Origin of the sequence: Jiella sonneratiae (assembly GCF_017353515.1) — a bacterium.
Classification (GTDB): Bacteria; Pseudomonadota; Alphaproteobacteria; order Rhizobiales; family Rhizobiaceae; genus Jiella; species Jiella sonneratiae.
On sequence record NZ_JAFMPY010000005.1, the window covers coordinates 163,754 to 189,155 of the forward strand.

At 68.7% G+C, this 25,402-nt stretch carries 21 protein-coding genes; 7 read left to right on the forward strand and 14 right to left on the reverse strand.

Translation table 11 applies throughout. The annotated features are described in order from the left end of the window. Positions 1–75 precede the first annotated feature (75 nt). From J1C47_RS06640 to J1C47_RS06695, 12 genes are all read right to left on the reverse strand, one after another. Positions 76–1,578, reverse strand: coding sequence for a tripartite tricarboxylate transporter permease (locus J1C47_RS06640; RefSeq protein WP_207349955.1), 1,503 nt, complete (start codon positions 1,576–1,578; stop codon positions 76–78). An 8-nt stretch (positions 1,579–1,586) separates the two neighbouring features. Then, a complete protein-coding gene (locus tag J1C47_RS06645; RefSeq protein ID WP_207349956.1) occupies positions 1,587–2,060 on the reverse strand; it encodes a tripartite tricarboxylate transporter TctB family protein in 474 nt (157 codons plus the stop codon). A 310-nt stretch (positions 2,061–2,370) separates the two neighbouring features. Next, the gene (locus J1C47_RS06650) at positions 2,371–3,357 is read right to left on the reverse strand and encodes a tripartite tricarboxylate transporter substrate binding protein (RefSeq protein ID WP_207349957.1); all 987 of its coding nucleotides are present in this window, start codon (positions 3,355–3,357) and stop codon (positions 2,371–2,373) included. 288 nt (positions 3,358–3,645) lie between these two features. After that, a complete protein-coding gene (locus tag J1C47_RS06655; RefSeq protein ID WP_207349958.1) occupies positions 3,646–4,494 on the reverse strand; it encodes a fumarylacetoacetate hydrolase family protein in 849 nt (282 codons plus the stop codon). Between the two features lie 351 nt (positions 4,495–4,845). Further along, complete coding sequence (locus tag J1C47_RS06660; protein ID WP_207349959.1) at positions 4,846–5,604, reverse strand: SDR family oxidoreductase; 759 nt, start codon at positions 5,602–5,604, stop codon at positions 4,846–4,848. Positions 5,605–5,737: 133 nt separating this feature from the next. Further along, a complete protein-coding gene (locus tag J1C47_RS06665; protein ID WP_245396397.1) occupies positions 5,738–6,541 on the reverse strand; it encodes a GntR family transcriptional regulator in 804 nt (267 codons plus the stop codon). Positions 6,542–6,593: 52 nt separating this feature from the next. Continuing rightward, a complete protein-coding gene (locus J1C47_RS06670; protein ID WP_342591943.1) occupies positions 6,594–7,577 on the reverse strand; it encodes an NAD(P)-dependent oxidoreductase in 984 nt (327 codons plus the stop codon). 237 nt (positions 7,578–7,814) lie between these two features. Then, complete coding sequence (denD, locus tag J1C47_RS06675) at positions 7,815–8,798, reverse strand: D-erythronate dehydrogenase (RefSeq protein WP_207349961.1); 984 nt, start codon at positions 8,796–8,798, stop codon at positions 7,815–7,817. 351 nt (positions 8,799–9,149) lie between these two features. Next, on the reverse strand, positions 9,150–9,902 hold the full coding sequence (locus J1C47_RS06680) for an SDR family oxidoreductase (protein WP_207349962.1): 753 nt from the start codon (positions 9,900–9,902) through the stop codon (positions 9,150–9,152). Positions 9,903–10,005: 103 nt separating this feature from the next. Beyond that, entirely contained in the window at positions 10,006–11,826 is a 1,821-nt protein-coding gene (locus tag J1C47_RS06685) for an IlvD/Edd family dehydratase (protein WP_207349963.1), read from the reverse strand. A gap of 285 nt (positions 11,827–12,111) precedes the next feature. After that, positions 12,112–12,507: a DUF1761 domain-containing protein gene (locus tag J1C47_RS06690; protein ID WP_207349964.1), complete on the reverse strand. Its 396-nt coding sequence runs from the start codon at positions 12,505–12,507 to the stop codon at positions 12,112–12,114. A gap of 123 nt (positions 12,508–12,630) precedes the next feature. Further along, a complete protein-coding gene (locus J1C47_RS06695) occupies positions 12,631–13,311 on the reverse strand; it encodes a class I SAM-dependent methyltransferase (RefSeq protein ID WP_207349965.1) in 681 nt (226 codons plus the stop codon). Positions 13,312–13,548: 237 nt separating this feature from the next. On the opposite strand from J1C47_RS06695, the gene J1C47_RS06700 reads away from it, so the two are divergent. The 7 genes from J1C47_RS06700 (at position 13,549) to J1C47_RS06730 (ending at position 22,546) form a co-directional block, all read left to right on the forward strand. Further along, a complete protein-coding gene (locus tag J1C47_RS06700; protein ID WP_207349966.1) occupies positions 13,549–14,631 on the forward strand; it encodes an enoyl-CoA hydratase/isomerase family protein in 1,083 nt (360 codons plus the stop codon). Positions 14,632–14,697: 66 nt separating this feature from the next. Continuing rightward, on the forward strand, positions 14,698–15,558 hold the full coding sequence (gene mmsB / locus J1C47_RS06705; protein WP_207349967.1) for a 3-hydroxyisobutyrate dehydrogenase: 861 nt from the start codon (positions 14,698–14,700) through the stop codon (positions 15,556–15,558). A gap of 376 nt (positions 15,559–15,934) precedes the next feature. Then, positions 15,935–17,302 carry an ethanolamine ammonia-lyase subunit EutB gene (locus tag J1C47_RS06710; protein ID WP_207349968.1) on the forward strand — a complete coding sequence of 456 codons (1,368 nt, stop codon included), beginning with the start codon at positions 15,935–15,937 and terminating at the stop codon, positions 17,300–17,302. Positions 17,303–17,629: 327 nt separating this feature from the next. Continuing rightward, on the forward strand, positions 17,630–20,494 hold the full coding sequence (locus J1C47_RS06715) for a phosphoenolpyruvate carboxylase (RefSeq protein ID WP_245396398.1): 2,865 nt from the start codon (positions 17,630–17,632) through the stop codon (positions 20,492–20,494). Positions 20,495–20,508: 14 nt separating this feature from the next. Then, the gene (gene glyA, locus J1C47_RS06720) at positions 20,509–21,807 is read left to right on the forward strand and encodes a serine hydroxymethyltransferase (RefSeq protein ID WP_207349969.1); all 1,299 of its coding nucleotides are present in this window, start codon (positions 20,509–20,511) and stop codon (positions 21,805–21,807) included. A 237-nt stretch (positions 21,808–22,044) separates the two neighbouring features. Beyond that, positions 22,045–22,335, forward strand: coding sequence for a hypothetical protein (locus tag J1C47_RS06725; RefSeq protein WP_207349970.1), 291 nt, complete (start codon positions 22,045–22,047; stop codon positions 22,333–22,335). Continuing rightward, the gene (locus J1C47_RS06730) at positions 22,328–22,546 is read left to right on the forward strand and encodes a hypothetical protein (RefSeq protein WP_207349971.1); all 219 of its coding nucleotides are present in this window, start codon (positions 22,328–22,330) and stop codon (positions 22,544–22,546) included. The genes J1C47_RS06725 and J1C47_RS06730 overlap by 8 nt, the downstream gene beginning before the upstream one ends. A 145-nt stretch (positions 22,547–22,691) precedes the next feature. Here J1C47_RS06730 and folD read toward each other — a convergent pair whose 3' ends face one another. Further along, complete coding sequence (folD, locus tag J1C47_RS06735; RefSeq protein ID WP_207349972.1) at positions 22,692–23,585, reverse strand: bifunctional methylenetetrahydrofolate dehydrogenase/methenyltetrahydrofolate cyclohydrolase FolD; 894 nt, start codon at positions 23,583–23,585, stop codon at positions 22,692–22,694. Further along, a complete protein-coding gene (locus tag J1C47_RS06740) occupies positions 23,585–25,261 on the reverse strand; it encodes a formate--tetrahydrofolate ligase (protein WP_207349973.1) in 1,677 nt (558 codons plus the stop codon). Before J1C47_RS06740 ends, folD begins: the two co-directional genes overlap by 1 nt. Between the last annotated feature and the right edge of the window lie 141 nt (positions 25,262–25,402).

Sequence of the window (25,402 nt, forward strand, 5' to 3'; positions counted from 1 at the left end):
CCGGCGGGCCCGCGACGGGCGAGGGCGCTCCGCCGGCCGGCGCCGGACGGTGCGGGCACTGCCCTGGACGGCTTGTCACGCCGCGGGCACGGCGCCCGGCCGGCCACGGCGAATCGCCAGCATGATAAGCGGGATCGACCAGATGGCGATGGTGAAGATCCCGAGACCGGCGGCGATCGGCCGTTCGAAGAAGGCGAGGAAGCTGCCGTCGGCCTTGATCATCGAGGTGACGAAGTTCTGCTCCAGCATCGGGCCGAGGACGAGGCCGAGGATCGCCGGGGCGATCGGAATGTCGTTCTCCTCCATCAGGAAGCCGACGATGCCGAAGACCAGCATCAGGACGATGCCGAAGGGCGAGTTGTTGATGGCGAAGGAGCCGACGATGCAGAACATCAGGATGATCGGCATCAGCACGCGGGCCGGAATCGACAGGATGGTGCGGGCGGCCTTGATCGCCACCCAGCCGAAGGGCAGCATGATGAGATTGGCGAGAAAGAAGACGATGAACACCGCATAGATCAGCTGTGGCTGGTTGATGAAGATCGTCGGTCCCGGATTGAGGCCCTTCACATAGAGGACACCGATGACGATGGCGGTGATCGAATCCCCGGGAATGCCGAAGACGAGGGCGGGGATCCAGGCGCCGCTGACGGCGCCGTTGTTCGAGGCGCCCGCCTCGACGATGCCCTCGACGTGGCCGGTGCCGAACTTCTCCTTCTGGCGGGAGAACTTCTTGGAGATCGCATAGGAAATCCATGCGGCGATGTCGGCGCCCGCACCCGGCAGCGCGCCGATCGCCGTGCCGGTGATGCTGCCGCGCAGCGCCTGCAGCGGATAGCGCCGCATGTTGTCGAGCTGGCGGGTGAAGATGCCGGCGCGGCCGCCCTTTTCCACCGCCGGCATGTCGGCGCCGGCGGCGACCGAGCGCAGCACCTCGGAAATGGCGAAGAGGCCGATCATCGCCGGGATGAACTGGATGCCGGCGAGCAGCTCGACATTGCCGAAGGTGTAGCGCGGCTGGCCGGCCGGATTGTCGATGCCGACGGTGGCGGCGAAGAGGCCGATGATCAGCGAGATCATGCCGCGCGGCACCGAGCCCGGCGAGACGAAGATCGCGCAGGAGAGGCCGAGCACCACCAGCCAGAAATATTCGAAGGACGAGAATTTCAGCGCGATGTCGGCGAGGATCGGCGAGGCGGTGACGAGGACGATGGTGCCGAAGATGCCGCCGATCGCCGAAAACACCAGCGAGGCGCCGAGCGCTTCCTCCGAGCGGCCCGAGCGGGTCATCCGGTAGGCGTCCTCGACATAGGCGGCGCTCGCCGGCGTGCCGGGCATTCTGAGGAGCGAGCCCGGAATGTCGCCGGCGAAGATCGCCATCGCCGTCGCCGTGACGATCGCGGCGATCGCCGGCACCGGCTCCATGAAGAAGGTGACCGGCACGAGCAGCGCCGTCGCCATCGTCGCCGTGAGGCCGGGAATCGCCCCGACGAACATGCCGAAGGCCGCCGAGGCGGCGATGACCATCAGCACATAGGGCTGGAAGACGAGGGCGAAGGCTTCGGAGACGACGGACATCGATCGGCCTACCAGAGGAAACCGAGGAATTCGCTGCGCGGCAGCGGCACCAAAAGCAGTCGGCCGAAGGCCTGCTGGATGACGACGCAGGCGACGACCGAGACGAGGAGGGCGGTCAGCGGCCGGGTGCGCAGCGTCAGCATCAGGACGACCATGACGACCAGCGAGGCCGGCACGAAGCCGATCGCCGGCGCCGCGACGATGTAGAAGACGATCAGCGCCAGCGCCACGGCGACCGAGACAAGCGACCGCCGCGAGCGGACCCAGGCGGCGAGTTCGAGCCGCGGCATGCGCGTCCCGGCGATCGCTGCCTTGGCGATCATGAACAGGCCGAGGCAGCCGGCGAAGATTGCGATCGCCCGGGGCATCGTCCCGGCACCGTAGGACTGGCCGGGGATGTCGGTGAAGCCGAGGGCCGACACCCAGATCGCGACGCCGCCGCAAAACACCAGCAGGCCGAGGAGGAGATCGTTGAATTTCATCGGATTTCGTCCGTGGCTGCGGCGTGATCGACAAGCTCGCTCAGGAGGTCTCGGCGAGGCACCCCCTCTGCCTGCCGGAATCTCCCCCGCAAGGGGAGAGATCAGTCGCTCGATCGAAGCCAGCGCCCCGGAATCGAGCTATTCCGGTCTCGATGCGACGTCGAACCATCGGCGAGACGCAGGCGAAAGAGTCGATCTCCCCCCTTGCGGGGGAGATGTCCGGCAGGACGAAGGGGGGTGCCTGTCGCAATCGCCCGAGACGACCGCCGGAAAAGCGAGGCGCCCGAAGGCGCCCCGCCGCATCGGCCCTCTACTGCTTGGCGAGCCCGGCCTTCTGCATGACCTCGCCGAGCGACTTGTCGTCCTCGGCGACGATCTTCGTCGCCTCGTCGCCGGCCGCCCAGCGCACGCCGAAGCCGCGCTCCTTCATGAAGCTCTGATACTCTTCGGAATCATAGGCCTTCTTGACGGCGTCCTCGAGCTTGGCCCTGACGTCGTCCGGCAGCCCGTCCGGCGCGACCACCGCCCGCCAGACCGCCAGCGTCCAGTCCGAGCCGGTTGCTTCCTTGAGGGTCGGAACGTCGGGGAACAGCGCCTGGCGGTCGTCGGACATCGAGGCGAGGGGACGGACCTTGTCCGCCTCGATCATCGAGCGGCCCTCGGCGAGCGAGGAGGGCACGATGTCGACCCCGCCCGCGACCATGTCGGTGATGCCGGCGGCAGCGCCCTGGCTCGGCACGAAGGTGACCTGGTCCGGCGGCAGGCCTTCCGAAAGCATCCAGCCGGCGAGGCCGAGATGCCAGATGCCGCCCTGGCCGGTGCCCGACGCCTTGAAGGTGCCCTTCGGCTCGGACTTGATCTTCTCGAGCAGCTGCTTGGCGGTCTCGTAGTCGGAATCGGCCGAGACCATCACGCCGCCCGGATCGGCATTGACCAAGGCGAGGATGTCGTAGTCCTTGTAGGTGAGGTCGGTCAGGCCCTGCCAGTGCATCATGTCGATCTCGATCGTCATGATGCCGAGGGTGTAGCCGTCCGGCTCGGCATTGGCGATGGCGCTGTGGCCGACGACGCCCGACCCGCCGGTCCGGTTGACGACGTTCACCGGCTGGCCGAGCACCTCCTGCAGCTGCGAGGCGATGACGCGGCCCACCGCATCGGTGCCGCCGCCCGCGCCCCAGGGCACGATCATCTGGATCGGCCGGCTCGGATAGTCGTCGGCGGCCCGGGCCGGCGCCGCGAACGCGGCGGCGGCGAGGGCGAGCGCCGCGCTGGCGGCAAGAAGCGAACGTCTGTGCATGATGCGGTTTCCTCCCGATGGTGGCCGATCGCCGCCCCGAGCGACCTTGGTCCCTGCGGTGACCCCCGCGCCTCCCAGCGGCGGGCGCCCGGCCGAAGCCGGCGACGATGCAATTCCGCCGGCACTATTCCGGCCGGGACCTGAACTGTCAACGTATACGTCTCAAATCACTCGCTGTGACTTATCGTTCGCGACGCTTGCGACCGGACAGTTCCGGCAATCGCGACAGGGCGTCCGAAGGCGCCGCGTCGTTGATGCATCGGCCGGCCGTCGGCCGGGGCGGGACCGTCACGGCCGGGCGGCGACGACCGTCTGCTTCTGTTCGCCGAGCCCGTCGATGCCGAGGGTCATGACGTCGCCGACCTTCAGATATTGCGGCGGCTTCATGCCCATGCCGACGCCCGGGGGCGTGCCGGTGGTGATGACGTCGCCCGGCATCAGCGTCATGTACTGCGAGACGTAGGAGACGAGATGCGGCAGGTTGAAGATCAGCGTCGAGGAATTGCCGGTCTGGCGGCGCTCACCGTTGACGTCGAGCCACATGCCGAGATCGTGCGGATCGGCGACCTCGTCGCGGGTCACCAGCCAGGGGCCGAGCGGCCCGAAGGTGTCGTGGCTCTTGCCCTTGGTCCACTGGCCCTGGCGCTTGGTCTGGAAGGTCCGCTCGGAAACGTCGTTCATCACCGCAAAGCCGGCGACGTAGTCCATCGCCTCGGACTGCGAGACGTATTTCGCCCGCGAGCCGACGATCACCGCAAGCTCGACCTCCCAGTCGAGGGCGTCGGAGCCGCGCGGCTGCTCGACGTCGTCGTTCGGCCCGCAGAGCGCGTTGATCTGCTTGGTGAAGATGATCGGCTCGGTCGGCGGCTGGGCGCCGGTCTCGGCCGCATGGTCGGAATAGTTGAGGCCGATGCACAGGATCTTCGAGACGCCGGCGACCGGCGCGCCGTAGCGCGGATTTCCCTCGACCAGCGGCAGCGAGGCCGGGTCGATCGCCTTCAGCGCCTGCAGGCCCTTCGGCGAGAGGACGTCGCCTGAAATGTCGGCGACATGGCCGGAGAGATCGCGGATCCTGCCTTCGGCATCGATCATGCCGGGCTTTTCCTGGCCGAGCGGGCCGGTGCGTACGAGTTTCATGGTGTCCTTTCGGGGGTGATGGGTTGGGGGAAGTGTCGGTCAGGATGCACTTGCGCGTGGGTGAGGGGGGTGAGCGTGAAGCGTCGTCATTCTCGGGCCCCGTCCCGAGAATCCAGGGGCGGTTGCCGCAGCATTCACCGCTTCCGCTCCCTGCTGCTGGAGCCGATCGTGCCCGACGATCTCTGGATTCTCGGGACGGGGCCCGAGAATGACGAAGCGTTGAGGCTGACGCCTCGCTTTTCTGCGCCTCGCTGGGTCGAAACAGGCATCTGCGCCATCGCGCTGCGGCGGGGCCTTGTCCTCCGACCCCACGGTCTGAACGACGCTCTCCGCCACGACGCAACCATCGCCTCAATACACCGCGCGGCCGCCGGAAATGTCGAAGACGGCGCCGGTCGAGAACGAGCAGTCCTCCGAGGCGAGCCAGGCGATCATCGCCGCGACCTCCCGCGGCTCGAGGAACCGGTTCATCGGGATCTTCGACAGCATGTAGTCGATGTGCTCCTGGCTCATCTGGTCGAAGATCTGGGTGCGCGCCGCCGCCGGCGTGATGCAGTTGACGAGGACGTTCGAGCCGGCGAGCTCCTTGCCGAGCGACTTGGTGAGGCCGATCAGCCCGGCCTTCGAGGCGGAATAGTGCGAGGCGTTGGGATTGCCCTCCTTGCCGGCGATCGAGGCGACGTTGACGATCCGCCCGTAGCCGGCCTCGATCATCGAGGGCACCAGGGCGCGGGCAGTCAGATAGGGCCCGACGAGATTGACCTCGACGGTCTTGCGCCAGACGGAGGGATCGAGCTCCCAGGTCTTGCCGTTGCCGCCGGTGATCCCGGCATTGTTGACGAGGATGTCGACCGCACCGCCCGCGAGCGCCGCGACGGCGGCGGCGCCGACCGACGTCTCGTCGGTGAGTTCGACGACGGTGCCGAGGGCCTTGCCGCCTCCGGCGGTTTCGGCAAGGCCGGCGACCGCCTCCTCGATCGCCGCGGCGTCGACGTCCCAGAGGATCACCGAGGCGCCGCTTTCGATCAGCCGCTCGGCCGTCGCGAGGCCGATGCCGCGGGCGCCGCCCGTGACGACGGCCCGCCGGCCGGAAAGATCGATCCGGTTCATCCTGTTGCTCTCCCTTCTCGTCGCTTTCGGCCCGGCATGATGGCCCGGGGCCCGTCGTCCGGCATCGCACAGGGCCGTCCGACAATCAACGTATACGTCGCGGTCATCCCGGTCCGCCCCACGCTGCCCGCAATCAGCCGCCGGCGGGAAACCCGCCGGCCTGACGCCGCAGCAGGAACAGCGCCGTGCGGTCGGCGCGCTCGCGGTGCTGGGCGTGCAGATGGGTGGCGAGGCGCTCGTCGCGACCCCGGATCGCCTCGAAGATCGCCCGGTGCTCGCGGTCGGACTGGGTCGGCCGCGGCCTCAGCTTCACGATCGCCATGTGGGCGCGGTACTGCTGGTCCCAGCACAGTCTGAGCGCCCCCTGCAGCCGGCGATTGCCGCACAGGCCGACGAGTTCGGAATGGAAGACGTTGTCGAGATGCGACCACTGCACGATGTCGCCGCGCGCCGTCTCCCGCTCCATCTGGTCGAGCAGGCCGGCGAGGCGGCGGGTCTCGTCCTCGCCGAGGCCGCGCCGCGCCAGAAGCCCGGCGGCCTTGACCTCGAGCGGCGACAGGACGTCGTAGATCTGGGCGAGATCGTCGAGCGACTGCGACTTGACGGTGATGCCGTGGCGCGGCCGCACCTCGACGAGGTCCTCTTCCTCGAGCCTTATCAGCGCCTCGCGCACCGGCGTGCGCGACAGGCTGAGAAGCGAGGCGACCTCGGCCTCCAGCAGCTTGGTTCCCGGCGGCAGGCGGCCTTCGAGAATGCGGAACTTCAGGTCGTGATAGGCCCGGTCGCGGGCCGGCATGCGGGCGACGCCGGCGAGCGTCGGCCGCGGCCGCGAACCGCCCGGCGCCGGCTGCTGCCGGCGCTGGCGCGCCCCGTCCGCGGCGCCATCGTCGCGCGGGGCGGCCGCCTCGTCGCGATCTCCGGGCTTCATCTCCGACATGGTGCCATCACGCCCGCATTCCCGCGGTCTCCCTGCCCCTCGCGTCCCGCCTCTACGCCTTGCCCCGCCCGACGCCGTTCAGTTCCGCGACGATGTCGGCGAGGGTCGGCAGGTAGCCGCTGCCGTGGCCGGTCGCCTCGGCCGTCGCCAGCGTGTTCTTGACCACCGACGAGACGTTGCTCGCGATGCCGCTCTCGTTGGCGAGCGACACCAGATAGCGCATGTCCTTGTGGGCGTTTCTCAGGGTGAACTTGTGGGCGTTCGGATCGCCGCCGACGACGTAGTTCATGAAGGTCTGGTAGAAGCCGCAGTCCATCCGCCCGCCGCCGATCACCGAATGGAAGACCTCCGCCGAGACGCCGCCCTTTGCGCCGATGGCGAGCGCCTCGGAATAGATCGCGGCATAGCCGAGCGAGAGGAAGTTGTTGAGGAGCTTCATGGTGTGGCCGGCGCCGGTCTCGCCGACCCTGACCACCTTGCCGCCGATGACGTCGAGAAGCGGCTTCACCTTTTCGAACACCGCCTCGCTCGCCCCCACCATGACGTCGAGATTGCCGTCCCAGGCCTCCTTCGGCGTGCGCGACAGCGGCGCGTCGACGAGGCTGATGCCGCTCGCATGGCAGCGCTCGGCAAGGCTGCGGGTCGAGACCGGATTGGCGGTGGAGGTGTCGACGATGGTCGCGACCGGTCCCTTTGCCGAGAGGATCTGCCCGACCACCTCTTCGACCTCGGGACTGCCGGGCAGGCAAAGGAAGACGATCTTCGCGGTGGAAGCGATGGCCGCGACGCCGTCCGCCTCGGATGCTCCACGTGAAACAAGGTCGTCGATCGGCTCGCGGTTGCGATGGGCGAGGACGCTCAGCGGGTAGCCGGCCTCGACGAGGTTCTTCGCCATGCCGTGGCCCATCAGGCCGGCGCCGATGAATCCGATCCGGGGTTTGTCGGTCATGGGGTGGCTCTCCGGTGGTTGCTTCTTGTGCTTGCTTCTCGTCGATCGACAATCCTGCGTCCGACTTCGAAAGGTCGTGCGAGGCACCCCCCTCTGCCTGCCGGCATCTCCCCCACAAGGGGGAGATCGGTGTGAGGAAGGCTAGCGCCCTATTTGTCGAACGTCTGTGCATATCGCGGTTCATGACAGGCGAGGGTGAACGCAACCGCAGGATCGATCTCCCCCCTTGTGGGGGAGATGTCCGGCAGGACAGAGGGGGGTAACCCGGCGCGATGCCTGCCCGGAAAGGCGCGGCGGCGCGCGCGCCGGCTGACGTCCGTCCGCTCAAGCACCCCGTCCCCGCCCTGCCTCGTCGGCGATGTGGGCGCGGACGATGTCGGCGAAGCTCGCATCGGCCGAGAAGCCGACGCTTTCGGCGCGGCTCGCATCGAAGGTCCGCGGCCAGCCGGCGACGATCTTCTCGATTACCGCGTCGGGCTCGCGGCGGATGCGTGCCGCCACCTCGTCGCCGGCGACCTCGCGCAGCGCCTCGATCATCTCGGCGATGGTCACCGACAGGCCCGGCATGGTCAGGCAGCGGCGCGACCCGAGCACGTCGGTGTCCATGGTCGCGGCATGCATTAGGAAGCCGACCGCCGAGGCCGGGCTCGCCACCCAGTGCCGCACGTCGTCGGCGACCGGCAGGATCGCCTCCTCGCCGGCGAGCGGCTCGCGGATGATGCCCGAGAAGAAGCTCGAGGCGGCCTTGTTCGGCTTGCCGGGCCTGACGACGATGGTCGGCAGGCGGATGCCGACGCCGTCGACGAAGCCCTTGCGGCTGTAGTCGTTGAGAAGCAGCTCCGAGATCGCCTTCTGGGTGCCGTAGCTGGTCAGCGGCGCCGAGAGGAAGGTCTCGCCGATCGGCTCCTCGAAGGGCGCGCCGAAGACCGCGATCGAGGAGGTGAAGACGAGGCGCGGGCGATAGTTGTCGCCCTGGCTGCGGATCGCCTCGAGCAGGTTGGTCATGCCGCCCTGATTGATGCGGTAGCCCTTGTCGAAATCCGCCTCGGCCTCGCCGGAGACGATCGCCGCGAGGTGGAAGATCATGTCCGGACGCCGGGCGACGAGCGCCTCGACCGTCGCCTCGTCGGAAATGTCGCCGGCCTCAGCCGTCAGCGCGATGGTCTCCGGAGCGGCGATCGCCGGCTCGACGACGTCGAAGGCGTCGATCGCGGTGATCGTCTCGCCAGCGATCTTTCGTTCCGCGACGAGCCGGTCGATCAGCCGCCGCCCCACCATGCCGGCCGCGCCGAGCACCAGTATCCGCATGTCGTTCCTCCCTTCTCGTGACGCTCATCTCCCCCGAAGGGATCCATGGCGTCTATGAACCGCGCAAGAGGTGCGCCGCTATCCCCTCTGGGCTGCCGCCCATCTCCCCCGCAAGGGGGAAGATCCGATCGCGTTCGTCATCGTCGCCTCGTCGGCTGCGACGACGACGCTCCGGCAGCCGTCTCAACGCCTGGCCTTTCCGGAAAAGGAAACGGCCCCAACGCTTCGTCATCCCAGGTCAAGCCCGGGACGACGAAGGTGAGGGGCCTTCGTCCAATCCGGAAAGTCCGATCATCCTCCTCGAACTGTCGAGACCTCATCCGGCCCCTTCAGGCCCACAAAAATACCGTCCTACAGCGACCACCCGCCGTCGATGAGCTGCGTCGTCCCCGTCGTGAAGGCGCTCTCGTCGGACGCGAGATAGACCGCGAGATGGGCGATCTCGGCGGCCCGGCCGATGCGGCCCATGGGCTGGCGCTCGACGAACATCGCGCGCGCCTTGTCGGCGCCGCCGACGCTCTTGCCGAGTTCGGCGATGCGCCCGTCGAGCGACGGCGATTCGATCGTGCCGGGGCAGATGGCGTTGCAGCGGATGCCCCGGCTGATGAAGTCGACGGCGACGGAGCGGGTGAGGCCGATGACGGCCGCCTTGGTCGCCATGTAGACGTAGCGGTTCGGCGCCGCTTTGATCGAGGATGCGGCGGACGACATGTTGATGATCGAGCCGCCGCCCTTTTCCAGCATGCGCGGCAGAAGCGCCGAGATCGTCCGGTGCATCGCCTTGACGTTCAGCTCGAAGGAGAAGTCCCAGGCCTTCTCGTCGCAGTCGAGAACGGTGCCGTGATGGACGTAGCCGGCGCAGTTGAACAGGATGTCGGGCGTCTCGATGCCGGCGAGATAGCTCTCGACGGCGGCGGTGTCGGTGACGTCGAGGGCGGCGAGGCTGGCCTTGCCGGCGTGGTCGAGGCCGGTCAGCTTCTGGGCGTCGAGGTCGGTGGCGTAGACCGTCGCGCCCTCGGCGAGGAAGGCTTCGGCGACCGCCCGGCCGATGCCCTGTCCGGCGGCGGTGCACAGGGCGATCTTGCCTTCGAGGCGTCCTGTCATTGCGGCATTCCTTCACTCTCGTTGGCGCCGGCGCCGGCCCTGCGGCGGGCCTGCCCGGACGCCCGGTGGCGGCGTGTGCCGCCCGATCGGCCGGAGGATCCGGTCAGTGGTTGTCGCGCGGCACCTTCGGCATGTCGCCATGGGCGCCGCCCTGGGCGAGGCGCTGGTAGGTGACGGCCGGCTGCAGCACCATGCCGGTCTCGAACTGCGAGACGATGCCGCGCTGGATCTCCTGCCAGGGCGTCTGGTTGGCGGGGAAGTGGTAGCCGCCCCCGGCCTCCAGCGCGCTCCGGCGCGATTTCAGCTCGTCCTCGGAAATCAGGATGTCGGCGGTGCCGCGGCCGATGTCGATACGCACCTTGTCGCCGGTCCGGAGCAGCGCCAGGCCGCCGCCTGCCGCCGCCTCCGGCGAGGCGTTGAGGATCGAGGGCGAACCCGACGTGCCGGACTGACGGCCGTCGCCGATGCAGGGCAGCTCGGTGATGCCGCGCTTGATGAGGTAATCGGGCGCGCGCATGTTCACCACCTCGGCCCCGCCCGGATAGCCGATCGGCCCGGCGCCGCGCATGAACAGCACCGAGTTCTCGTCGATTTCGAGCGCCGGATCGTCGATGCGGTGGTGATAGTCCTCCGGCCCGTCGAAGACGATCGCCTTGCCCTCGAAGGCCATCGGATCGGCGGGGTTCTCCAGATAGCGCTTGCGAAAACCCGGCGAGACCACCGACAGCTTCATGATCGCCGAGGAGAAGAGGTTGCCCTTCAGCACCCGGAAGCCGGCATGGGGCTTCAGCGGATTGTCGAAGCGCCGGATGACGTTCTCGTCCTCGATGACGGCGCCGCGATAGTTCTCGCCGACGGTCCGGCCGTTGACGGTCATCGCGGCTTCGTGGATCAGGCCCTTCTCGATCAGCTGGCCCATCACCGCCGGCACGCCGCCGGCATGGTAGTAGTCCTCGCCGAGATATTCGCCGGCCGGCTGCAGATTGACCAGAAGGGGGATCTCCTCGCCATAGGTCTGCCAGTCGTCGATCGTGAGCTCGACGCCGACGTGGCGGGCCAGCGCGTTGAGATGGATCGGCGCGTTGGTCGAACCGCCGATCGCCGAATTGACGCGGATGGCGTTGACGAAGGATTCGCGGGTGAGGATGTCGGTCGGCTTGAGATCCTCGTGCACCATTTCGACGATGCGCTTGCCGGTGAGGTAGGAGATCTCCTGGCGGTCGCGATAGGGCGCGGGGATCGCCGCCGAGCCCGGCAGCTGCATGCCCAGCGCCTCGGCCAGCGAATTCATCGTCGAGGCCGTGCCCATGGTGTTGCAGTAGCCCGTCGAGGGCGCCGAGGAGGCGACCAGCTTGACGAAGCCCGGATAGTCGATCTCGCCGGCGGCCATCATCTCGCGGGCCTTCCAGACGATGGTGCCCGAGCCGGTGCGCTGGCCGCGGAACCAGCCGTTCAGCATCGGGCCGACGGAGAGTGCGATGGCCGGGATGTTGACGGTCGCCGCCGCCATCAGGCAGGCCGGCGTCGTCTTGTCGCAGCCGATGGTCAGCACCACGCCGTCGAGCGGATAGCCGTAGAGCAGTTCGACAAGGCCGAGATAGGCGAGGTTGCGGTCGAGCGAGGCGGTCGGGCGCTTGCCGGTCTCCTGGATCGGATGCACCGGAAACTCGACCGCGATGCCGCCGGCCTCGCGGATACCCTCGCGTACGCGCTTCGCCAGCTCCAGATGGTGGCGGTTGCAGGGGGAGAGGTCGGAGCCGGTCTGGGCGATGCCGATGATCGGCTTGCCGGACTGCAGCTCGTCCTGGCTGAGGCCGAAATTCAGATAGCGCTCCAGATACAGCGCCGTCATGTCGGGATTGTCGGGATTGTCGAACCACGCGCGCGATCGGAGCGGGGTTTTCAGCGAAGTGCGATCGGTCATTGCGGCTCCCGGCCCGTCTGCCCTCTCGGTGGGCGACGGCCTTCTCTTGTCTCGAAACGACGTATACAATAACCGCCGGGCAGCGCAAAGCCTTCCGCGCGTCCAGGCGCCGCGTCGGGCCCGCAGCGGCGCGGCGGCGGGCCGAACCCGCCTCCTGCGCGGGCGCTGCGGAGCGGGCCGCTCGCGCCCCCTGCCGTTGCAACCTGCGCATACGCAAGGAGCGGCCTTTCTTCGAGACGTGCCAAGAGCCGGGTCCGGATCGGCGTTTCCCCGAGGGATCGGACGTCACAGGCTGCCGAAGACGAGGCCCTGGCCGAGCAGCACGACCAGCCAGTGGCCGGCCTCGATGGCCGTCAGGTCCCAGCCGAAGCCGAGGAAGCGCTGGCTGACCGCCACGGTGGTCGCCACGAAGCCGAGCCAGAGGGCGAGTGCCGAGAGGACGGCGTCCGGCAGCGAGACGGTCGGAAAATGCGCGAGAAGCAAGGCGAAGACCGCCGCCATGACGAATTCGGACAGGGCGGCGAGGGCGATGTTGCCCGTCCGCGCGGCGGTGCCGTGATCTTCGGTACGGGCCGCGCGCTGCCAACTGCGGGCGAAGGCCGTATACCAGATCGTCCCCACGATCATCGAGACCACCGTCGCCAGGACGATGGCGAAAACATCGATCGCCGCCAGCGACATCGGTCCCCGGTCCCCTCGCTGCCCCCGGATTCGACCATGCTGAAGCCATGCTCGTTCGTCAACCGAGCATGACCGTTTCGACATGCAATGCGAATGGCAGGCCCGCCATTGCCCGTGTCGGCGCTAGGCCGGCCGTCGCCAGCCCCAGACGTCGACCCGCTTGATCTCCTGGTCCTCCAGCGCCCGGCTGACGGCGACGCGATATTCGGCGCGGTGGACGAGATGCGGGCGCGGCAGATAGGCCCGGCCGGGATCGCCGAGGAGGATCTCGACGCCCGCGGCCGCGAGCCGGTCGAACCAGGGAATGAGCGCCGCGGCCATCGCGCGGTCGTAGAAGACGTCGCCGGCAAGCAGGATGTCGGCCTCGACCGGCCCGCCGACGAGATCGTCACCGACAAAATCGAGGCGTTCGGAGGCTGCCTCCGGCGCAAGGTTCAGCGCCGCGTTCAGCCGCAAAGCGGTGGCGGCGAAGGGATCGACGTCGGCGGCGGCGACCCGCGCGGCGCCGGCACGGAGCGCAGCGATGGCGACGAGGCCGGAGCCGGTGGCGAAATCGACGACGGCGCGGCCGGCGACCGCCTCGGGATGGTCGAGGACGTAGCGGGCGAGGCCCTGGCCGCCCGCCCAGGCGAAGGCCCAGAAGGGCGGCGGCAGGCCGAGGGCTTCGAGCTCCGCCTCGGTCTTCAGCCAGATGTCGTGGGCCTCCGAGGCGACGTGGAGGCGGATCTCCGGCACGTGCGGCGGCGCGGCGACGGCGGTGTTTTCGAGGATGAAGGCCTTTGCCCGCAGGGGATCGAGTGTCATCGCGGTTTCATCCCTGCGGCGGCGCCCCGCCCTCTGTCGTCCTGCCGAAGCCGGCGGCCGGGCTTGCCGGAATCGGCCGTCGCGGCCGTCGCCCGGCGCGGCGCCGGCCGCCCCCGGGCAGCCTTACGGACCGGATCGCCCCCCGGGGGCGCCCTTCCTATCGCCGCAAGCCTGCGGATGGACAAGCCCGGCGGCGGCGACATGTTGGCCGGAAGAGAGTGGAAGGAGCGGCCAAAAATGAGCAGCGAAGCGGGAAAGCCCGGGCCGGAGGCAGGCGCCGCAGCTTCGGACCGGACGGTCGTTGCGCGAAAGGCGGGCCGGGCCGGGCGAATCACCCTGAACCGGCCGCAGGCGCTCAACGCCCTCGACCGCGACATGGCGCTCGCGATCCACGCCGCACTCGACGAATGGGCGGGCGACGAAGCGGTGAAGCTCGTCGTCATCGACGCTTCGGGGGAGAAGGCGTTTTCGGCCGGCGGCGACATCGCCGCGCTCTATCGCGAGGCGATCGCCGGCCGGCTCGATCCGGCGCGCCGCTTCTTTGCCGACGAATACCGGATGAACCGGGCGATCGCCCGCTATCCGAAACCCTATGTCGCCTTCATGGACGGCATCGTCATGGGCGGCGGCGTCGGGCTGTCGGCGCATGGCAGCCTGCGCGTCGTCACCGAGCGCTCGATGGTCGCCATGCCCGAATGCGCCATCGGCCTCGTTCCCGACGTCGGCAGCACGCTGGTGCTGGCGAGGGCGCCGGGACGGCTCGGCGAATATCTCGGCCTCACCGGCTTTAGGATGGGCGCGGGAGACGCGATCTTATCCGGCTTCGCCGACCGCTTCATGCCCGCCGCCGCGATCCCCGAGGCGGTCGCGCGGCTGCAGGAGAGCGGCGATCCGGGCGCCATCGATAATCTGTTCGCGGCGCCGCCTCCCGGCGAGCTGCACGGCCGCATGGCCGCGATCGACCGGTTCTTCGCCGAGCCGGACGCTCCCGCCATCCTGGCGGCGCTGGAGGCCGATGGCGGCGACTTCGCGCGCGCCACCGCCGCTGCGATCCGCCGCGGCTCGCCGCTGTCGGTGGCCGTGACGCTCGAGCTGGTGCGGGCCGCCCGCGCCGAGCCGGCGATCGAGGCGGCGCTGGCGCGGGAATACCGCTATACCCGTCGCGCCCAGTTGGAGGGCGACTTTCTCGAAGGCACCCGCGCGGCGGTGATCGACAAGGACCGCAATCCGCAGTGGCCGGCCGGCGGGCTGGAAGGCCTTTCGCGGGAACGGGTGGAGGCGATGCTCGCCCCGCTCGGTGCCGACGAGCTGGCCTTCTGAGGCGCCAATGAAGGCTGCGGGGCGGATGTCCCGACGCCGCGGAGAGACGAACACGGGAGGAAAGTCATGAAGATCGGATTCATCGGCCTCGGCAACATGGGCGCGCCGATGGCGAAGAACCTGGCGGCGGCCGGCCACGCGGTCACCGGCTTCGACACGGCCGGGGTGACGGTCGAGGGCGTGACGCCCGCGGCGACGATGGAAGCGGCCGTGGCCGGGCAGGAGGTGATCGTCACCATGCTGCCGAACGGCGCGATCGTCAGAAAGGTGCATGAGGCCATCGTCGCTGCGGCCGATCCGGAGACGCTGATCATCGACTGCTCGACCATCGACGTCGAGAGCGCCCGCGCAGTCCACGATCTGGCCGGGGAAAAGGGGCTGATGTCCCTCGACGCGCCGGTCTCGGGCGGCACCGGGGGCGCCGCCGCCGGCACGCTGACCTTCATGGTCGGCGGGTCCGAGGCTGCCTTCGCCAAGGGCCGGCCGCTGTTCGAGATCATGGGGGCGAAGGCCGTCCATTGCGGCGATGCCGGCGCCGGCCAGGCGGCGAAGATCTGCAACAACATGATCCTCGGAATCTCGATGATCGGCGTCTGCGAGGCGTTTCATCTCGCCGACAGGCTCGGCCTCGACCGACAGGCGATGTTCGACGTCGCCTCGACCTCGTCCGGCTCCTGCTGGTCGCTCAACACCTATTGCCCGGCGCCGGGCGTCGGCCCGGAAAGCCCGGCCGACCGCGGCTACAGGCCGGGCTTTGCCGCCGAACTGATGCTGAAGGACCTCGACCTCTCCCAGACCGCCGCCGAGAAGAACGGCGCGTTCACCGAACTCGGCCGCCACGCCCGCGACGTCTACAAGGCCTTCGTCGAGGCCGGCGGCAAGGGCAAGGACTTTTCGGCGATCCTTGAGAAGCTGAGCGCGGGGTGAGGCGGTCGGCGACGAGAGTCTCGCGCGCGGCACGAGGGGCGAGGCGCCGCGCAGCGCCCGGCGCCTCTCGCCCCCGGGCAACGGCCTGAATGGGCCGCGTCGGGGCGACTGGTCTGATCTCCCCCCCTTCGGGGGACATGCCGGCAGGCAGACGGGAATTACCGCAACCGCGAATCTTTCAACGACGGCGCCGGCACCCCCCTCTGGGTTGCCACCCATCTCCCCCGCAAGGGGGGAGATCGAAGCGTCGATGACGGCACTTGCTCCCTGCCGACCGTTTGACCACCGGCGCGAAATGCCGTTCCTTAAGGCAGAGGATCAGTCTCGCAGCATGGCGGCACAGCACCGGAGGCCGAGCAGTGCAAGGACCAAGGTCATGACTCCCGAACCGCTCAGGACCCTCCTCGCCGAGGCCTCGCCCGCCCGCTCCGGCGACTTCCTCGCCGGCGTCGCGGCGGAAAGCCAGGAGGCGCGGGTGAAGGCGCAGCGGCGGCTGGCCGACACCGGCCTCGCCGAGATCCTCGCCAGCCCGCTGATCGACCCCGAGACGGACGAGGTGCAGCGGCTGATCCTCGACCAGCATGACGCGGCGGCGTTTCGGCCGATCGCCGGCTTTTCCGTCGGCGAGTTCCGCGACTGGCTCCTGTCGGACGCGGCGACGGGCGAGGCGATCGCCGCGCTGAAATGGGCGCTGACGCCGGAAATGGTCGCCGCCGTTTCGAAGATCTGCCGCAACCAGGATCTGATCGCCATCGCCAGAAAGCGGCCGGTGGTGACGAAATTCCGCACCACGGTGGGCCTTCCGGGGCGCCTTTCGGTGCGCATCCAGCCGAACCATCCGACGGACGATGCCCGGGGGGTGGCTGCCTCGATTCTCGATGGTCTCGCCTTCGGCTGCGGCGACGCGGTGATCGGCATCAATCCGGCGACCGACAGTCCCTCGGCGATGCGCCGGCTGCTCGAACTGATCGAGGAGCTGCGCCTGCGTCTCGACTGCCCGGTGCAGTCCTGCGTCCTCGCCCATGTAACGACGGCGATCGACGCGATGAACCGCGGCGCGCCGGTCGACCTCGTCTTCCAGTCGATCGCCGGGTCCGAAAAGGCCAACGCCTCCTTCGGCATCGACCTCGCCATGCTGCGGGAGGCGCATGACGCCGCAAAAGCGCTGCAGCGCGGCACGATCGGCGACAACGTCATGTATTTCGAGACCGGCCAGGGCGCGGCGCTTTCCGCCGACGCCCATCACGGGATGGACCAGCAGACCATGGAGGCGCGGGCCTATGCCGTGGCGCGGGCCTTCGACCCGCTGCTCGTCAACACCGTCGTCGGCTTCATCGGCCCGGAATATCTCTATGACGGCAAGGAGATCATCCGTGCCGGGCTGGAGGACCATTTCTGCGGCAAGCTGCTCGGCGTGCCGATGGGCGTCGACGTCTGCTACACCAACCATGCCGAGGCCGACCAGGACGACATGGACAACCTGTTGACGCTGCTCGCCGTCGCCGGGGTCAACTTCGTCATGGGCGTGCCGGGCTCCGACGACGTGATGCTGAACTACCAGTCGACCTCCTATCACGACGCCGCCTATGTGCGTCGGGCGCTCGGCCTGAAGCCGGCGCCGGAATTCGAGGCGTGGCTGAAGGATGTCGGCGTCTTCGACGAAAAGGGCTTCCTCCTGCCGGAGACCCGCAACGGCGACGCCGGCCTGATCGCCCGCTCGAAGCTGCTCGAGGCGGCGGAATAGGGAAGAGCCCGAAAGGCCGGACCCGGTTTTCCAAAAGGATCATGCGCGCACGAGCGGGAGCGATCCGGATGGTGGGGGGAAACTCGCCTCGCCGCGCTCTCGCCGCCGGCCTGTAATGGCTGCCCTTTCGGCAAGTGGGGAGAGCCATCGGCACACTGCCGGAACGTCGCCGCGGCGGTGGCCCGCCTGACGCCCGGCCGCGACGCGGGCTTCGCGGCTTCATCCGAAGGAGTAGACCCGCCCCACCGATCGGGCAGCAATTTCCATGCGACCGGCACTGGCCCGCTTTCGCCCCGCGATTATCGTCGCAAGCGGGAGGCGAAAACCATGTCACAAGCTCACCTGGCCCAGCCGGACCATGCGTCACGGACCGATGCGTCGCCGCAAAGCGCGTCGCGGGAAGGGGCGTTTCCGACCGATGCGCCCCGGATCGATGCGGCACGGACCGAGGCGTCGCAGGCCGATGCATCGCCGATGCGCGGCGACGCGATGTCGCCGCCGCTGCCGCGGCCCGACACCTTCTCCATGGCGAAGGACGTCCTCGATCTCCTGCGCTCGCTGCTCATCGACGTCGGCACAGGTCTCCTGCCCGAGATCGACGCTCTCCTCTGCGGCAGGACGCCGGTCGACGAGGTGCCGGAGGCGCGGCGGTTCCTGGCGCTGCAGGCCTTCGGCGTCTGGCACCAGCTCATCGCCATCGCCATGGAATACGAGGGCGCCCAGTATCGTCGCCGCGAGGAGCGCGCCGGGCGCGCGATGATCGGCACCTTCGCCGACGTCCTGAAGCGGGCCGAGGCGCATGGCGTCTCGCGCACGGCGCTGGACGAGGCGCTGGCGCGGCTGCGCGTCCAGCCGACGATGACCGCGCATCCGACCGAAACCAAGCGGGTGACGGTGCTCGAGATCCACCGGCGGATCTATCGCCGGCTCACCGAACTCCTGACCCGCGAATGGACCCCGCAGGAGGTCGAGACGTTGACGGCGGCGCTGCAGGCCGAGGTCGAGGTCTTATGGCTGACCGGCGAGCTCCGGCTCGAAAAGCCCTCCGTCGCCCAGGAGGTCGACTGGGGCGTCCACTTCTTCGACGAGGTGCTCTACGAGGCGCTGCCGGCGGTGGTCCAGAGCCTCGACCATGCTCTCTCGCAGTCCTATGGCGGCGAGGCCCCGGAGACCTGCCTGCATTTCGCCTCCTGGATCGGCGGCGACCGCGACGGCAACCCCTTCGTCACCGCCGAGGTCACCCGCGCGGCGCTGAGGCGTTACCGGCAATCCGCGCTTGCCGCCTACCGCCCGATCCTCGCCCGGCTCGCCGGCGACCTGTCGATCGGGGTGAGCGTCGTCTCCTTCTCGCAGGAGTTCCGCTCGGCCCTCGACGGGCTGCTCGCGCAGTGCGGGATCGAGCGCGTCGGCATCGAGCGGCGCAATGCCGGCGAGCATTTCCGCCAGTATGCGGCAGCGCTTCTCTGCCGCCTCGACGCGACGATCGAGGCCGACCGCGGCGCGCCGGCCGCAGCGACGCCCTTTGCGCGGCCCGCTGAGTTCCTGCGGCTCGTCCAGACCCTGCGCCAGGGGCTGTGCGAGACCGGCGCGCCCGCGGCGGCCGAGCGCAAGGTCAAGCCGCTGGAGCGGCGCATCCGCATCTTCGGCTTCCACACCGTCGCGCTCGACATCCGGCAGAACGCGACGGTGGTGAACCGCAGCCTCGCCGAGATCTTCTCGGCCCTCGACGACAGGCCGATCACCGGGCCAGAAAGCCCCGGCTGGGCGGAGCGGCTCGCGGCGGCGCTCAGGGAGGAGGCGCCGGATCTCGCCGGCCTCGCGCTCTCCGAGGAAAGCCGCGATCTCGTCGCGCTGTTCCAACTCCTCGCCGAGGCGCGCCGGCGCGATCCGGCGGCGATCGGCGCCTTCATCCTGTCGATGACCACCTCGGCAGAGGACCTGATCGCGGTCTACGTCCTGTCGCAATGGTGTTCGGGGGGCGCGTCGACCATCATGGCGCCGCTGCCGATCGTGCCCCTGTTCGAGACGATCGACGACCTGCGCGCCGCGCACGACATCCTCGACACGATCTTTACCAACCGGGCGGTGCGCCGGCTCGTCCGCGAGGCGGGCGACCGGCAGGAGGTGATGCTCGGCTATTCCGACAGCAACAAGGACGGCGGCTTCTTCACCTCCAACTGGGAACTCGCCAAGGCGCAGGTCGCGCTGAAGCGGATCGGCCGCAAGCATCGGGTGGAGGTCTCCTTCTTCCACGGGCGCGGCGGCTCGGTCAGCCGCGGCGGCGCGCCGGCCGGCCGGGCGATCGCCGCCCAGCCGCACGGCACCGTCGACGGCCGGCTGCGGGTCACCGAACAGGGCGAGATCGTCTCGGCGAAGTTCGCCAACAGAGGCACCGCCCTCACCATGCTGGAACGCCTGGTCGGCGCGGTCCTCGACCATACGCTGCAGCCGCCGGACACCGCCCGTCCCGACGAGATCGGCGAGGACAAGGAGGCCTTCGAGGCGCTCTCCGGGCTCAGCCAGGTGAAATATCTCGACCTCGTGCGCATGCCGGGATTCATCGACTATTTCAACGAGGCGAGCCCGGTCGAGGAACTGAGCCTGTTGAAGATCGGCTCGCGGCCCGCCCGCCGCTTCGGCTCGGCGCCGCAGAACCTCTCCGATCTCCGGGCGATTCCCTGGGTCTTCGCCTGGAGCCAGAACCGCCACATGCTCACCGGCTGGTACGGGATCGGCACGGCGCTCTCTTCGTTCACGGGCGTTCGCGGCGAGCCCGGCCGGGCGCTGCTGAAGAAGATGTACGACACCTCGCCGCTGTTCCGGCTGATCATCGACGAGGCGGAGAAGCTGCTGTTCCAGGCGGATCTTGAGATCGGCCGGCGCTATGCCGACCTCGTCACCGACCCCGTCGCGGCGACGAACGTCTTCCGGGCGATCGAGGCGGAGGCGCGGCTCACCGAGGAGATGATCCTGTTTCTGACCGAAGAGCACAGCCTCGCCCTGCGCTTTCCCGAATTCAGGACCCGCGCCGAGGGCATGCGGGCGCAGATGGAGGGCCTGCACCGGCTGCAGATCGACCTGTTGCGCAAGGTCCGGGCGGGCCGGGGAACCAACGACGCGCGGCCGGAGGACATCGACGCGCTCTTGATGACCATCCACGTCATTTCCGGCGGTCTCGGATGGACAGGATAACGGAGGAATCGACCATGGATATCAGAGTGCCGGCGCGGACGCGCTTCTTCACCGACCGGCTGGCGGATCGCGACCCGGACGTCTGGGCGACGATCACCCGCGAGTTCGGCCGCCAGCGCGACGAGATCGAGCTCATCGCCTCGGAAAACATCGCCAGCCGCGCCGTGATGGACGCGCAGGGCTCGGTGATGACCAACAAATACGCCGAGGGCTATCCGGGCCGGCGCTACTACGGCGGCTGCCAGTTCGTCGACCAGGCCGAGGAACTCGCCCGCGACAGGCTGAAGACGCTCTTCGACTGCGCCTGGGTGAACGTCCAGCCGAATTCCGGCAGCCAGGCGAACCAGGCGGTGTTCCTGACGCTGATGAAGCCCGGCGACACCTTCATGGGCCTCAACCTCGCGGCCGGCGGCCATCTCACCCACGGCGCCAAGGTCAACATGTCCGGCAAGTGGTTCAACGCCGTGCATTACGGCGTCGACAAAGACACCGGGCTGATCGACATGGACGCGGTGGAGCGGCTGGCCGAGGAAACCAAGCCGGCGCTCATCATCGCCGGCCATTCCGCCTATTCGCGCTTTCCCGACTTCCAGCGCTTCCGCGCAATCGCCGACAGGGTGGGGGCGAAGCTGATGGTCGACATGGCGCATTTTGCCGGTCTCGTCGCCGGCGGCGCCCATCCGAGCCCGCTGCCGCACGCCCATGTGGTCACCTCGACCACCCACAAGACGCTGCGCGGTCCGCGCGGCGGCATCATCCTGTCGAACGACGAGGACCTCGGCAAGAAGCTCGATTCGGCGGTGTTTCCGGGGCTGCAGGGCGGCCCGCTGATGCATGTGATCGCGGCCAAGGCCGTCGCCTTCGGCGAGGCCCTGACGGAGGACTATCGCGATTACATCAGGGCCGTCGTCGCGAACGCCAAGGTTATGGCCGCAACGTTGCAGGAGGGCGGCGTCGACATCGTCTCGGGCGGCACCGATTCGCATCTGATGCTGGTGGATCTGAGGCCCAAGGGGCTGACCGGCAAGGCGGCGGAGGCCGCCCTCGGGCGCGCCCACATCACCTGCAACAAGAACGGCATCCCCTTCGATCCGGAAAAGCCGATGGTGACCTCCGGCATCCGCCTCGGCACGCCGGCGGTGACCACCCGCGGCCTCGGCGAGGCCGAGATCCGGACGGTGAGCCGGCTGATCCTGGAGGTGCTCGAAGGGCTGGCGAAAAACGGCGAGGAGCAGAATGCGCCCGTCGAGACGGCGGTGCGGGGCAAGGTCGGCGACCTGATGAAGGACTTCCCGATCTATCCGCAGGCGTGACGGCAGCGATCTTTGCGTCACGATCACGGCGCTCCCGGCTGGGGGCGCCGTGATCGTTCGCGTTCACCACTGACGATGCAGTGGCTGCGGCGCAGGGATGGCGGCCGATGTCCACCGGCGCATGGTCTTCAGGTGACCGATCCTTCGCCATCGCAGAAATGGACGCCGATCATCGCCGCATGCACCAGACGCTGGATCCATGTTACGATCCACAACTCAAGGGCGTCGTGGAGAGGGGTGAGCAAGCTGTCGCGGTCATTTCGCCTTGCTTTCGACTTCGTCGTGCACCTTCTCGTCGGAGTCGTGATCTTCATCGCATTGGCGTCGGCCGCGTTCGGGATCTGGGAGTTTACGGAGTGGATGAGGGGATTCCACGCGCCGGCGTGGCTCCTGTTCATATGCGATGGGGTCGCCTATCTCCTGTTTGCGACCGACGTTTTCTGCGCCACCTTCTTCATTCTCGTCGAGAGTTTGAAGTTCGTCCGCGCCGTCTGGAAAGCTTGGAAGATGGAGTTGCGGGATGGCTGAACCCAAGAGTGAACGCAGCGACTTTCTCGGTATGCTGCGAGCCGACGTCCACGAGTCGGTGGGCTTGTACTTTGCGCCGCTGAAGGCTGTCTTGCGGGAGTTCCGGAAGGCGATCGCGACCGAGGGCTCGCAGACCGGATCGGCTGCGACGTCGTCGGGGGGGCGCGATACAGTCGCTACCGGTGAGCGCTTTCACGAGCTGCGCGAATAATGGCCGGTCGAGGTGATGCCAGGTTCTGTGGCGCCGCATCATCAGGAATGCCACGATCTTTCCCACGGACGACATGCCGTCGACGGGCCGGGAACGCTTCGAACGTTCCCAGCCCGCCGGGTCTTCGCCTGGGAGGCGATCTCTGTCAGGCGGTGAGGCCCTCGGGTTCGGCAAGGCCGAGCTTGCGGCAGCAGGCGGTGACCGTGTTGGCGAGGAGGCAGGCGATGGTCATCGGGCCGACGCCGCCGGGCACCGGGGTGATCGCGCCGGCGACCTTCGCCACGTCCTCGTAGTCGACGTCGCCGACGAGGCGGGTGCCGCCCTCCGGCTTCTCGATCCGGTTGATGCCGACGTCGATAACCGTCGCGCCGGGCTTGATCCACTCCGACGTCACCATGTTCGGCCGCCCGACAGCCGCGACGACGATGTCGGCGCGACGCACGACGCCGGGCAGGTCCCTGGTGCGCGAATGGGCGATCGTCACGGTGCAGCTGTCCTTCAGGAGAAGCTGCGCCATCGGCTTGCCGACGATGTTCGACCGGCCGATCACCACCGCCTCCATGCCCGAAAGGCTCCCGAGCTCCTCGCGCAGCATCATCAGGCAGCCGAGCGGCGTGCAGGGCACCATCGCCTTCTGCCCGGTGCCGAGCAGGCCGACATTGGAGATGTGGAAGCCGTCGACGTCCTTGGCCGGATCGATGGCGGCGAGCACCTTGTCGGCGTCGATGTGGTCGGGAACCGGCAGCTGGACGAGGATGCCGTGGATCGTCTCGTCGCGGTTGAGTTCGCCGATGAGCGCCAGGAGATCGGCCTCGGAGGTCGCCGCGTCGAGCTTGTGCTCGACCGACTTCATGCCCGCCTCCCTGGTCGCCTTGCCTTTCGAGCGGACATAGACCTCGCTCGCCGGATTCTCGCCGACGAGCACCACCGCGAGACCCGGCATGACGCCGTGTTCCTCGACGAGGCGCGTCACATGCGCCTTGACCCGCTCGCGGACCTTGGCGGCGAACGCCTTGCCGTCGATCACCGTTGCCGCCATCAGAACAGTCCCTCGATGTTGCCGTCCGCATTCAGGGTGATCGACTGCGCCGCCGGCACGCGCGGCAGTCCGGGCATGGTCATGATCTCCCCGCAGATCGCCACGACGAAGCCGGCGCCCGCCGACAGGCGCACCTCGCGCACGGGAAGCGAATGGCCGCTCGGCGCACCGCGCTGGTTCGGATCGGTGGTGAAGGAATATTGCGTCTTCGCCATGCAGACCGGCAGATTGCCGTAGCCGGCCTCCTCCCATTCCTTCAGCTGCCGGCGGATGCCCTGGTCGGCGACGACCTCGCCGGCCCGGTAGATGCGCCTGGCGATCGTCTCGATCTTCTCGAACAGCCCCATCGCGTCGGGATAGAGCGGCGCGAATTCCGCCTCGCCGCGATCGGCGAGGTCGGCAACGCGCGCCGCCAGCTCCTCGATCCCCGCGCTGCCCTGCGCCCAGTGCCTGCACAGCACCGCCTCGACGCCTGCGGCCGCGGCCGCCTGCTTCAGCGCCGCGATCTCGGCCTCGGTGTCGGTGACGAAGTGGTTGATCGCCACGATCACCGGCACGCCGAAGCCTTTGACGTTCTCGATGTGGCGGGCGAGATTGGCGCAGCCGGTGGTGAGCGCCTCGACGTTCTCGGCGCCGAGATCGGCCTTGGCGACGCCGCCGTTCATCTTCAGCGCCCGGCAGGTGGCGACGATCACCGCCGCGGCCGGCTTGAGGCCCGCCTTGCGGCACTTGATGTCGAAGAACTTCTCGGCCCCGAGATCGGCGCCGAAGCCGGCCTCGGTGACGACGTAGTCGGCAAGCTTCAGCGCAGTGCGGGTCGCGACCACCGAATTGCAGCCATGGGCGATGTTGGCGAACGGCCCGCCATGGACGAAGGCCGGATTGTTTTCCAGCGTCTGCACCAGGTTCGGCTGCATGGCGTCCTTGAGAAGCACCGTCATCGCCCCGTCCGCGCCGATGTCGCGGCAGGTCACCGCCGACTTGTCGCGGCGATAGGCGACGATCATGTCGCCGAGCCGGCGCTTCAGATCCTTCAGGTCGGCCGAAAGGCAGAGGATCGCCATGACTTCCGAAGCGACGGTGATGTCGAAGCCGGTCTCGCGCGGAAAGCCGTTGGCGACGCCGCCGAGCGAGGTGACGACGCTTCTGAGCGCCCGGTCGTTCATGTCGAGGACGCGGCGCCAGGTGACCCTTCGCAGGTCGATCTCGAGCTCGTTGCCCCAGTAGATGTGGTTGTCGATCATCGCGGCGAGCAGGTTGTGCGCCGAGGTGATCGCGTGGAAGTCGCCGGTGAAGTGGAGGTTCATCTCCTCCATCGGCACGACCTGGGCGTAGCCGCCGCCGGCCGCCCCGCCCTTCATGCCGAAATTCGGTCCGAGCGAGGCCTCGCGGATGCAGATCGCGGCCTTCCTGCCGATGCGGTTGAGCCCGTCGCCGAGGCCGACGGTCGTCGTCGTCTTGCCCTCGCCGGCCGGCGTCGGGTTGATCGCCGTCACCAGGATGAGCTTGCCGTCGGGCTTCTCCCCCTGGGCGGCGATGAAGTCCGCCGCGACCTTCGCCTTGTCGTGGCCGTAGGGCAGCAGCGACTCGGCGGGGATGCCGAGTTTCGCGCCGATCTCCTGGATCGGCCGTTTCGTCGCTGCGCGCGCAATCTCGATGTCGGTTGGCTGGCCCATGTCTCCTCCCGGTCCAGGCGTGGTGTCGATCGTCGCTCGTCTTCTTGAATGGCGGGCAAGGCGCTCGTTTCTCCCGCGGTCGAGCGCTGAAGCGGTGCCCGGCGCATTGTCGGCGAAGCGCCGCTCCGCGCCCACTACCGG